This is a genomic window from Rhodococcus sp. Eu-32, assembly GCF_003336925.1.
Classification (GTDB): Bacteria; Actinomycetota; Actinomycetes; order Mycobacteriales; family Mycobacteriaceae; genus Rhodococcoides; species Rhodococcoides kyotonensis_B.
The window spans coordinates 37,751-48,404 of the sequence record NZ_QGNK01000031.1 but is presented as its reverse complement, the minus strand read 5'-3'; the positions used below and the strand labels follow the sequence as shown (position 1 = coordinate 48,404).

Genomic DNA, 10,654 nt, shown 5'->3' with positions numbered 1-10,654 from the left:
CGACAAACGACTCGCCCAAGGCAAAAGCAAACGCGACATCATCCGCTGCCTCAAACGAGCCGTCGCCCGCGAAATGTTCCAGCTACTCACACAAAAAATCGGAAGTTGACACTCATAGGAGCATCACGGGCAGCGCAGCTGCATTACAGCGCCTTCAACTCCTCGATGACCGAGTTGACCGACTTCTTGGCGTCGCCGAACAGCATCGAGGTGCGGTCCGCGGTGAACAGCGGGTTGTCGATGCCGGCGTATCCGGAGCTCATCGAACGCTTGAGCACGATGACCGAACGGGATTCGTCGACGTTCAGAATCGGCATGCCGTGAATCGGGCTGGACGGGTCGTTACGCGCCGCCGGGTTGGTGACGTCGTTGGCGCCGATCACGATGGTGACATCGGTGCGGTTGAACTCGCCGTTGATGTCGTCCATTTCCTTCATCGCGTCGTACTCGACGTCGGCCTCGGCGAGCAGCACGTTCATGTGCCCGGGCATACGACCAGCGACCGGGTGGATCGCGTACTTGACCTCGACACCCTTGCTCTCGAGGATCGACGCCATGTCCTTGACCGCGTGCTGAGCCTGCGCGACCGCCAACCCGTATCCGGGCACGACGATGACCTGCGACGCGTACGCCATCTGGATCGCCGCATCCGCCGCCGAGGTGGACTTGACGGTGCCACCGGCATCGCCCGGGCCACCGGCAGCCGCGTCGCTGCCGCCGCCGAACGAGCCGAACACGATCGCCGGAATGGACCGGTTCATCGCCGTCGCCATCAGGTTGGTCAGGATCGAGCCCGACGCGCCGACGATCATGCCCGCGACGATCATCGCCGTGTTGTTCAGCGCCAGACCCGCAGCCGCTGCAGACAGACCGGTCAACGCGTTGAGCAGGGAGATGACGACGGGCATGTCAGCGCCGCCGATCGGGAACACCACGAACAGACCCATCAGACCGGCCGCGATCAGCACTGCGACGATCGTCCACCACGCCGTCCCCTCACCGGGGGTCGCGTTGATTCCGATGTAGATCGAGATCGCGACCGCGACCAGCAGCAACACGATGTTCGCCAGCTGGAAGGTGCGCGCGTTCTTCACGAACGCCTTCTCGACGTTCTTGTTCAGCAACTCCTGCAGCTTCGCGAACGCCACCAGCGAGCCCCAGAACGACACCGAACCGATCACCGCGGCGAACAGCGATCCGACGACGATGTGCACCGTCGGCTCCTCGCCGTGATGGAACGCCGAGAAGCCGTCGGTCTCGATGAACTCCGCCCACGCGATCAACGCGACCGTGCCGCCGCCGACGCCGTTGAACAGGGCCACGAGCTGCGGCATCGCCGTCATCTTCGTGCGCTTGGCCGGCGGAACACCCAGGATGACACCGATCAGCAGGCCACCGGCGATGAGAATCCAGTTGATCGCGGCCGCGTCGCGCACCTCGATCAGGGTCGCGACGACGGCAATGCCCATACCGGTTGCGGCGATCCAGTTACCGCGGACCGCCGTCTTCGGGCCCGTCAGACCCATCAGACCGTAGATGAACAGCGCGAACGCGATGATGTAGAGAATGTTGACCAGGTTGTTCATCAGGAATCAGCACCCTTCTCACCGACAGCAGCAGGTGCTTTCTTGGACTTGAACATTCCGAGCATGCGGTCGGTGACCAGGAAGCCGCCGACGACGTTGAGCGTGCCGAAGATCAGCGCGACGAACGCGATGATCCGCACACCCCACGACGCGTCCTCGGGAAGACGGCCGAGCACGATCAACGCACCCAGCACGACGATGCCGTGAATGGCGTTGGTGCCCGACATCAGCGGCGTGTGCAGCGTGTTCGGAACCTTCGAGATGACAGCGAAGCCGACGAAGCCGGCCAATACGAGAATCGCGATGTTCGCGAGCAGAGCGGTGTACATCAGGCATCGGCCTTCCGTGTGACGCAGGACTGCGCAAGCACCTCGTCGGAGAAGTCGGGCGCGACCGCACCGTTCTCGTCCAACAGCAGCTCGAGCAGCGCGGAAACGTTCTTCGAGTACAGCTCGCTGGCGTGCTCGGGCATGCTCGCCGGCAGATTCAGCGGCGACGCAATGGTCACGTCGTGCTTGACGACGGTCTGCCCCGGCTCGGTCAACTCGCAGTTGCCGCCGGTCTCCCCAGCCAGGTCGACCACGACGCTGCCGGGCTTCATGCCCTCGACCGCCGCAGCCGTCACCAGGCGCGGCGCGGGACGTCCCGGCACCAACGCGGTCGTGATGACGACGTCGAAGCCCTTGATCGCCTCTTCGAGCGCCTGCTGCTGCTGAGCCCGCTCGTCCTCGGTAAGTTCGCGGGCATACCCGCCCTCACCAGCGGCGTCGATACCCAGATCGAGCCACTGCGCACCCACCGAACGCACCTGATCGGCCACCTCGGGACGCACGTCGTAGCCGGTCGGGCGCGCGCCGAGACGCTTCGCCGTCGCCAACGCCTGCAGACCCGCGACGCCGACACCGAGCACCAACACCGTCGCCGGCTTGACCGTGCCCGCGGCGGTCGTCAGCATCGGGAAGAAGCGCGTGGACTCCGACGCAGCCAGCAACACGGCCTTGTAGCCGGCGACATTGGCCTGCGAGGACAACGCGTCCATCACCTGTGCACGTGAAATGCGTGGAATGGCCTCGACGGCGAACGCCTGCACACCCGCAGCGCCCAACGCGCCGATCTTGTTGTCCGCGTTACGCGGCGCGAGGAAACCGATCAACGTCGAACCCGACGGGAGCTTCGCGATCTCCGCATCGGTGGGAGGCGCGACCTTGACCACGACATCCGCCGACCACGCATCACCGATCTCCGCGCCCGCCGCCGCGTACAACTCGTCCGGAATCAGGGCCTGTACACCAGCGCCCGACTCGACGACGACGTGTACACCCTTGCCTACCAGCGAGGACACGACCTTGGGAACCAGCGCCACACGACGCTCGCCGTCACCCGACTCGCGGACGACGCCGACGCGCGTCGTCACATGGCCGCTCGTCCCGTTCTCTGTGCTGTGCGATGTATCCAATTCTCCGACTTCCGTAAAAAAGTGAATGGTGCCTGCGGTTCGGCGAACGGGGGTAACCGTGCGGCGAACAGGCGGCGCCCAGCGTCAAGGCACGAGGAGACTGATGATAGCCAGAGTAGGCAGCCCTCAGGTAACCCACGCCACAGCATTTCGCGGTCTGAATCGAATCCGAAACGGCGTGACGTGCAGCTCGACGGGGTTGTGTGATCGACATCATAAGCCAGGGTGTGCACCTACAGTGTTGGCCGTGGACAACTGCGTGTTCTGCTGCATCGTGTCGGGTGATGCCCCCGCAACGCGAGTTCTGGAGACCGACTCGGTGCTCGCCTTTCTCGACATCCGCCCGATCGCGCGCGGCCACGTGTTGGTGGTGCCGAAGACACATGCGTCCGACCTCGACGATCTGGAGCCGTCGCTGGGCGCGTCCGTGTTCGCGGCCGGGCAACAGCTCTCTCGCGCGATGCGCAGATCCGACCTTCGTGCCGACGGCGCGAACCTCGTCGTCAACGACGGCAAGGCCGCGTTTCAGACCGTGTTTCACACGCATCTGCACGTCGTCCCACGGTGGACGGGAGACAAACTCCGGTTCGCGACAGGATTCGTGACACGGCGTTCGCGTCGGCCGGAGGAGACCGCGGACGCGATTCGGACGGGTCTTCGACGTCTCAGCGAAGAGAACGACGCGTGAAGTTGTTTCTGGCGTCGTATCGATTCGGCGCGCACCCGGACACGTTCGTCGACATGACGGGCACACCAGGACGCATCGCGGTGATCGCGAACGCGTGCGACAGCTGGCCGGACGCGGCACGCGCGTCGGCGGTGACGAGCGAATTTCGCAGCCTGCGCGAACTCGGATTCGAGCCCGAGGAGCTGGACCTACGCGGAAGCACGAAAGCCATTGCCGCCATGCTCGATTCGGTCAGTGCCGTATGGGTTCGAGGCGGCAACACCTTCGTGCTGCGCTCTCGCCTCGCCCTGTCGGGCGCCGAGAACGAGATTGCACGACGCGTCCGTGACGGCCGGCTCGTCTACGGCGGTTACAGCGCGGGCGCGTGCGTCGCGTCGACGTCGTTGCGGGGCATCGAGACTGCCGACGATCCCGCCGACGTGCACCCGACTACCGGCGGCGACGTGATCTGGGACGGACTCGGCTTCGTCGAGACGTCCCTGATCCCGCACTACGGATCGATTCTCGACGACACGAATTCCGGTGCGACGATGGTCGAGCGCTACCGGCGCGACGGAACTCCGTTCGTCACCCTCGACGACGACCAGGTGCTGGTGGTCGACGGCGATCGGCAGGAACGGATCTAGCCCGACTGCGCGAACGGCGCGAGGCGGTCGAGCGAGGACCACGCCATGTCGCAGCGCTTCCTGGTCATCTCGTCCGCGTCGAGCAGCAGGATGTCGAGCAGGAGCCGAGGGCGGTGCTTCCACTGAGCTTCCGCGTCGGCGATCGTGGGTCGGTCGAACAACCCCGAATGTTCCAGCGCCTCCACCCACTCATGGACGTCACCGCGGTGCAGCGTTTCGAGGGTGTCGTAATCGATTCCGCCGCCTTGGAATTCGTACGAGAACATCGCGGCCACGTAATCCCACGACGTGCTGTGCGGATTCATCATGTTGGGCCTCCTTCAAGTCCACTGGCTGGGACGCTAGACCCCGCAGCCGCACGATTCCGTGTCACGCACGCATCGATCGGGTAACAGAAGTGACGGGTGTGACTATTGGGACTTGCTCCGCACTGTGGGAACCGGGCGAATTCATTCTCGACTCGGTAGGGTCACTGCTCGTGGGGAAGCCTGGAATTCGCATCGGCCTGAGCGTCCTGGCGCTGGCCGCAGCCGGATGCGGACACTCGGCCGACGACCCCTCCCCCACGGCCACGACCACTCGGGCACCCGCGCCCGTCAGCGAGGAACTCTTCGTCGGCGAATGCGGTTCCGTGACCGACGAGCAGGTCGTCGACATCACCGGGGTGCCCGGCCTCGCCGCGGTGTCCAGGAACGGAATTCGCTGCCGCTTCGAGGCCTCCGACAGCGGGGCGTACGCGATGTTCACGTGGTATCGAGGCAGTCCCATCGCTCGCGAACGGACCGTGGCGGGACGGATCGGACGCGAGATACGCGCCTTCGACATCGACGGACATCCCGGATTCAGCGCGCGAGCCGACGACTACTCGTGCGAGGTCGGCGTGGAGTCCGGCGACGGGTTCATCCACTGGTCCGTGAACTACGTGTACGCGACACCGACGCGCGAGATCTGCGACATCGTCGGCGACCTGGCGCGAGCGGTGGTCGCCAATGCGAAGTAGGAGACGTGCACTCGCGGCGGCGGTGTCGGCCGTCGCACTGCTCGCCGGCTGCAGCACTGCCGTCACCGGCACGCCGACGGCAGAAGGGTATGCAGGCGACGCCGACGCCGACTTCGCGAAGCTCCTTCAGGAATGCACCGCCGTCCCGGACGACAAGATCGCCGAGACCGTACAGGCCGACGGGGTCTACCAGTACTTCTTCGGGGCGGTCTGCATGTGGGACGGATCCGGGCCGGCGGGAGCAGTCGACGTGACGTTCGCGTGGTTCGAGACCAATTCGCTCGGACGCGAGAAGACTCTGTCGCAGGAGATCGGATACGCCGTCGAAGACGTGTCGGTGGCCGGTGCCACCGCGTTCCTGTCCAGGCGACCCGGCGATGCGGCGTCGTGTGGCATCACCGCCGCGTACTCGGGAACGATCACCTGGTGGGTGCAGTACCGCAGCGGCGCGGGCGACCCGTGCGCGGCCGCCACTCGGCTCGCCGAACTGACGTTGCAGCGAAACCAGTGACGCGGCGCCGCGTCGGCCCATAGTGTTTCTTCACATGAGCAACTCTTTCGACGCGGCCCTCACCGAGCTGCAGGACCTGCTGACGGACGGGGCCGTCCTCGTCGACCCGGACGTGACGGAACGCTACCGCCAGGACTGGGCCAAGGATCCGGATGCGGGAACACCGCTCGCCGTGGTGCGTGCGCGTTCCACCTCGGACGTGCAGAGCGTCATGAAATGGGCGAGCGCGCACCGCATTCCCGTCGTACCGCGAGGTGCCGGATCCGGATTGTCCGGTGGCGCAACGGCTGTCGACGGCGGTATCGTGCTGACGACCGAACTCATGCGCGACATCAGCGTCGCCCCGGTGACACGCGTCGCCGTCGTGCAGCCCGGTCTGCTGAACGCGGAGGTCAAGAAGGCCGCTGCCGAACACGGGCTCTGGTATCCGCCCGATCCGTCGTCGTTCGAGATGTGTTCGATCGGCGGGAACGCGGCCACCAACGCGGGCGGCCTGTGCTGCGTCAAGTACGGCGTGACGACCGATTACGTGCTCGGACTCGAAGTGGTGCTGGCCGACGGGGCCGCGGTCAGACTCGGCGGACCGCGACTGAAAGACGTTGCGGGACTGTCACTCACGAAACTGTTCATCGGCAGCGAGGGCACGCTCGGCATCATCACCGAGGTCACGGTGCGGCTCATTCCGGCGCAGCCACCGGCGAGCACCGTCGTCGCCTCGTTCTCGTCGGTGCGGGATGCGACGACGGCCATCCTCGCGATCACTCGATCACTGCGTCCGGCGATGCTCGAGTTCATGGACCGCGCGTCGATCGGCGCCGTCGAGGACGCGATGAACATGGGCCTCGACCGTGACGCGCAGGCGATGTTGATCGCACGGTCGGACTCCCCCGGCGCCGACCGTGCGCGGGAAATCGAGATCATGGCCGACGCGTGCACTGCAGCTGGCGCAGCGGACGTCTTCACTACCGACGACCCCGAGGAAGGCGAAGCATTCGCTGCTGCACGACGTTTCGCTATCCCAGCCGTCGAACGACTCGGCAGCCTACTGCTCGAGGACGTCGGCGTTCCGTTACCCGCGCTGCCGGATCTCGTCGAGGGGATCGAACGAATCTCCGAGAAGTACGACGTTCTGGTCGCCGTCATCGCGCACGCGGGTGACGGAAACACGCACCCGCTCATCGTGTTCGACCCGTCCGATTCCGACATGGAGCGTCGAGCGAACGTCGCGTTCGGCGCCATCATGGATCTGGCCATTTCGCTGGGCGGCACGATCACCGGCGAACACGGCGTCGGTCGGCTGAAGAAGGCGTGGCTTCCCGATCAGGTGGGTGACGACGTCATGCAGCTGACGCAGCGCATCAAGACCGCCCTCGATCCGGACGGCATCCTGAATCCCGGGGCGGTCTTGTAGGCGACTTCGTCGCACGTGCGCGCGAATGTATAGAGGGCTATACATTCGCACGCACGAGGGGGATTACTGCCTCCCCGTAGGCCTCCAGCGTCGCGGCCTTGGCGTCGTGCTGCAGATAAACGGCGAACTGATCGACGCCGAGCGTGCTCAGCTCCTTCAGCCTCGCGAGATGATCGGCCGGACTGCCGAGCACACAGAACCGGTCGATCACCGAATCGGGCACGAACTCCGCGTGCGTGTTGCCTGCCCTGCCGTGCTCGCTGTAGTCGTAGCCGGTGCGCGCGTCGATGTAGTCGGTGAGTGCGTCGGGCACACCGCCGTGGTGTCCGTACCGCGCGACGATGTCGGCGACATGATTGCCGACCATGCCGCCGAACCACCGAACCTGGTCGCGGGCATGGGCCAGGGCGTCGGCGCTGCCGTCGGTCACGTACGCGGGTGCGGCGACGCAGAACGAGATCGTCGACGGGTCCCGCCCGGCCGACTCGGCGGCCGCACGTACGCGACCGATCATCCACGACGCGATGTCCGGGTCCGCGAGCTGCAATATGTAGCCGTCGGCGATCTCCCCGGTCAGGGCGAGCGCTTTCGGGCCGTACGCGGCCACCCAGATATCGAGCGTCGATTCCTGCGCCCACGGTAACTGGACCGTCGTGTCCCCCAGGGAGACGGACCGTCCGTTGGCCAATTCTCGAATCACACGGACCGCCTCGCGCAGGGTCGCGAGCGTCGTCGGCTTCTCCCCGAGGGTTCGGACGGCCGAGTCACCGCGGCCGATTCCGCAGATCGTCCGGTTGCCGAACATCTCGTTGAGCGTCGCGAACGTCGACGCTGTGACGGTCCAGTCGCGGGTTGCGGGGTTGGTGACCATGGGACCGACCATCACGTGACGAGTTTCCGCGAGGATCCGACTGTGGATGACGTACGGCTCCTGCCACAGCAGATGCGAGTCGAACGTCCACACATGCGAGAAGCCGTGCCTCTCGGCGCGACACGCGAGGTCGATGACGCTCGACGCCGGTGGCGTGCATTGCAGAACAACCCCGATGTCCATGTCTCACAACAGCTTCTGTGCCAGTGACCGCTTGACGAACCGCCCATGCCCTGGGCGGCCGAGGTAGTCGCCGTGGTCGACGATCACCCTGCCCCGCGAGATGACGGTGTCGACGTGACCGTCGATCTCGAAACCCTCGTAGGCCGAGTAGTCCATGTTCATGTGATGGGTCTTTCCAAGGCCGATGCTCGTGTGCCCGTCGGGGTCGTAGATCACGAGGTCGGCGTCGGCGCCCGGTGAGACGATGCCCTTCTTCGGGTACATGCCGAACATGCGCGCCGGCGTCGTACAGCACACCTCGACCCATTTCTCGAGACCGATCTTTCCGCTCACGACGCCCTGGTACATCAGATCCATGCGGTGCTCGACGGATCCGATTCCGTTGGGAATCTTCGAGAAGTCGCCGAGACCGAGTTCCTTCTGGTCCTTCATGCAGAACGGGCAGTGGTCGGTACTGACCGTCGAGACGTCTCCGGTGCGCAGATAGCGCCACAGTTCATCCTGATGCCCCTCGGCGCGAGACCGCAGTGGCGTCGAGCACACCCACTTCGCCCCGTCGAAACCCGGTGCGCCCAACTGCTCTTCGAGCGACAGGTACAAATACTGAGGGCACGTTTCACCGAACACGTTCTGTCCGTTGCCTCGTGCGTGCGCAATCTGTTCCAGCGCCTGCTTCGCCGAGACGTGCACGACGTAGAGCGGCGCACCGGTCACGTTCGCGAGCATGATCGCGCGGTGGGTGGCTTCCTCCTCCAGCTGCCACGGCCTGCTGGTTCCGTGGAAGTACGGCGCCGTGTCGCCCCGCGCCACCGACTGCTCGATCAGCACGTCGATCGCAATTCCGTTCTCCGCGTGCATCATCAGCAGTGCACCGGTGTCGGCTGCGGCCTGCATCGCGCGCAGGATCTTGCCGTCGTCGGAGTAGAAGACACCGGGGTACGCCATGAACAGTTTGAAGCTCGTGACACCCTCGGCGACGAGTTCGCTCATGGCTTTCAGCGAATCGCTGTCGACGTCGCCGACGATCTGATGGAAGCCGTAGTCGATAGCACACGATCCGGCAGCCTTGTCGTGCCACTGCGCCAGTGTGTCCTGAACTCGTTGTCCCGGAGTCTGAATCGCGAAGTCGACGATGGTCGTCGTGCCTCCCCACGCGGCGGCTCGCGTTCCCGTCTCGAACGTGTCCGACGCGAACGTCCCGCCGAACGGCATCTCCATGTGGGTGTGGCCGTCGACCCCTCCGGGAAGCACGTACTTTCCCGAGGCGTCGATTACGACGTCGGCCGACTGCGTCAGATCGGCGCCCAACGCGGTCGAACCGGGTTGCAGCACAGCCACTATCGACTCACCGTCGATCAGGACGTCGAGTAGCTGCGACCCCGTCGGGGAAACGACGGTGCCGCCGTGGACGAAGGTCGTCACGATTCCACCGTCCTCATGGCTCCACCAGGGGCCTGTAGGCGTCGGGTCTGCGATCGCGGTAGAAAGCCCAGCGGTCACGCACGACCTTGATCAGATCCATGTCGAGGTCACGGACGAGGAGTTCGGGCTCGGTGTCCGACGCGACCTCTCCGACGAACGAGCCCTCGGGGTCGACGAAATAGCTGGTGCCGTAGAAGTCGTCGTCGCCGAAATCCGCTTCGACGCCGACGCGATTGATCGCACCGACGTAATACTCGTTGGCGACCGCAGAAGCAGGCTGCTCCAGCTTCCACAGGTAGTTCGACAGACCACGAGACGTCGCCGACGGGTTGAACACGATCTCCGCGCCTGCCAGGCCGAGGGCGCGCCATCCTTCGGGGAAATGCCGGTCGTAGCAGATGTAGACGCCGACGCGACCGACCGCGGTGTCGAAGACCGGCCACCCGACGTTCCCCGGGCGGAAGTAGAACTTCTCCCAGAAGCCGCGCACGTGCGGAATGTGGTGCTTGCGATACTTGCCGAGGTATCGGCCGTCGGCGTCGACGACGGCAGCGGTGTTGTACAGAACGCCGGGCATCTCCTGCTCGTACACCGGCAGGATCATGACGATGCCGAGTTCTTCTGCCAGCGCGGCGAACCTGTCCACGGTGGGACCGGGTACGGATTCGGCGTAGTCGTAGAACGATGCATCCTGCAGCTGACAGAAGTACGGGCCGTAGAACAATTCCTGGAAACAGATGACCTTCGCGCCTTGCTCGGCGGCGCTTCTGGCGTAGTCCTCGTGCGCCTTGATCATCGTTTCTTTGTCGCCTGTCCAGGTGGTCTGGACCAAGGCCGCTCGAACCGTCGACATATGCGTCACTCCATCCTCGGCTGGCTGGCCTCCTCAACATAAACACT

12 protein-coding genes are annotated in these 10,654 nt (G+C 65.1%); 5 read left to right on the top strand and 7 right to left on the bottom strand.

Going from position 1 to position 10,654, the window contains the following annotated elements; genetic code table 11:
* Window positions 1–143: 143 nt before the first annotated feature.
* Genes DK926_RS24875 through DK926_RS24865 form a run of 3 tightly spaced genes read right to left on the bottom strand, consistent with a single transcriptional unit; the run spans window position 144 to window position 3,000 of the window.
* Window positions 144–1,586 (bottom strand): NAD(P)(+) transhydrogenase (Re/Si-specific) subunit beta, encoded by a 1,443-nt coding sequence (locus DK926_RS24875; RefSeq protein ID WP_068426994.1) that lies wholly within the window; start codon window positions 1,584–1,586, stop codon window positions 144–146.
* The gene (locus DK926_RS24870) at window positions 1,586–1,915 is read right to left on the bottom strand and encodes an NAD(P) transhydrogenase subunit alpha (protein ID WP_114332621.1); all 330 of its coding nucleotides are present in this window, start codon (window positions 1,913–1,915) and stop codon (window positions 1,586–1,588) included. Before DK926_RS24870 ends, DK926_RS24875 begins: the two co-directional genes overlap by 1 nt.
* Complete coding sequence (locus DK926_RS24865; RefSeq protein WP_207890910.1) at window positions 1,915–3,000, bottom strand: Re/Si-specific NAD(P)(+) transhydrogenase subunit alpha; 1,086 nt, start codon at window positions 2,998–3,000, stop codon at window positions 1,915–1,917. Before DK926_RS24865 ends, DK926_RS24870 begins: the two co-directional genes overlap by 1 nt.
* A gap of 289 nt (window positions 3,001–3,289) precedes the next feature.
* On the opposite strand from DK926_RS24865, the gene DK926_RS24860 reads away from it, so the two are divergent.
* Window positions 3,290–3,730 carry an HIT family protein gene (locus tag DK926_RS24860; protein WP_068427084.1) on the top strand — a complete coding sequence of 147 codons (441 nt, stop codon included), beginning with the start codon at window positions 3,290–3,292 and terminating at the stop codon, window positions 3,728–3,730.
* Window positions 3,727–4,356 carry a Type 1 glutamine amidotransferase-like domain-containing protein gene (locus DK926_RS24855; protein WP_114332618.1) on the top strand — a complete coding sequence of 210 codons (630 nt, stop codon included), beginning with the start codon at window positions 3,727–3,729 and terminating at the stop codon, window positions 4,354–4,356. The genes DK926_RS24860 and DK926_RS24855 overlap by 4 nt, the downstream gene beginning before the upstream one ends.
* Here DK926_RS24855 and DK926_RS24850 read toward each other — a convergent pair.
* On the bottom strand, window positions 4,353–4,664 hold the full coding sequence (locus tag DK926_RS24850) for a hypothetical protein (RefSeq protein ID WP_114332617.1): 312 nt from the start codon (window positions 4,662–4,664) through the stop codon (window positions 4,353–4,355). The two genes, DK926_RS24855 and DK926_RS24850, sit on opposite strands and share 4 nt — an antisense overlap.
* 170 nt (window positions 4,665–4,834) lie before the next feature.
* Between DK926_RS24850 and DK926_RS24845 the strand changes: the two genes are divergently transcribed.
* The 3 genes from DK926_RS24845 to DK926_RS24835 are packed head-to-tail and all read left to right on the top strand — an operon-like array spanning window position 4,835 to window position 7,278.
* Window positions 4,835–5,356: a DUF3558 domain-containing protein gene (locus tag DK926_RS24845; protein ID WP_243637012.1), complete on the top strand. Its 522-nt coding sequence runs from the start codon at window positions 4,835–4,837 to the stop codon at window positions 5,354–5,356.
* Window positions 5,346–5,867: a DUF3558 domain-containing protein gene (locus DK926_RS24840; RefSeq protein ID WP_114332616.1), complete on the top strand. Its 522-nt coding sequence runs from the start codon at window positions 5,346–5,348 to the stop codon at window positions 5,865–5,867. The genes DK926_RS24845 and DK926_RS24840 overlap by 11 nt, the downstream gene beginning before the upstream one ends.
* 34 nt (window positions 5,868–5,901) lie before the next feature.
* The gene (locus DK926_RS24835; protein WP_114332615.1) at window positions 5,902–7,278 is read left to right on the top strand and encodes an FAD-linked oxidase C-terminal domain-containing protein; all 1,377 of its coding nucleotides are present in this window, start codon (window positions 5,902–5,904) and stop codon (window positions 7,276–7,278) included.
* A gap of 37 nt (window positions 7,279–7,315) precedes the next feature.
* Here DK926_RS24835 and DK926_RS24830 read toward each other — a convergent pair whose 3' ends face one another.
* From DK926_RS24830 to DK926_RS24820, 3 genes are read right to left on the bottom strand one after another with little or no spacing between them, the layout of a single operon-like run.
* The gene (locus tag DK926_RS24830) at window positions 7,316–8,332 is read right to left on the bottom strand and encodes a TIGR03842 family LLM class F420-dependent oxidoreductase (RefSeq protein ID WP_114332614.1); all 1,017 of its coding nucleotides are present in this window, start codon (window positions 8,330–8,332) and stop codon (window positions 7,316–7,318) included.
* Window positions 8,333–8,335: 3 nt separating this feature from the next.
* Window positions 8,336–9,757: a dihydropyrimidinase gene (gene hydA, locus DK926_RS24825; RefSeq protein ID WP_114332628.1), complete on the bottom strand. Its 1,422-nt coding sequence runs from the start codon at window positions 9,755–9,757 to the stop codon at window positions 8,336–8,338.
* A gap of 10 nt (window positions 9,758–9,767) precedes the next feature.
* Window positions 9,768–10,607 (bottom strand): nitrilase-related carbon-nitrogen hydrolase, encoded by an 840-nt coding sequence (locus DK926_RS24820; RefSeq protein WP_114332613.1) that lies wholly within the window; start codon window positions 10,605–10,607, stop codon window positions 9,768–9,770.
* Between the last annotated feature and the right edge of the window lie 47 nt (window positions 10,608–10,654).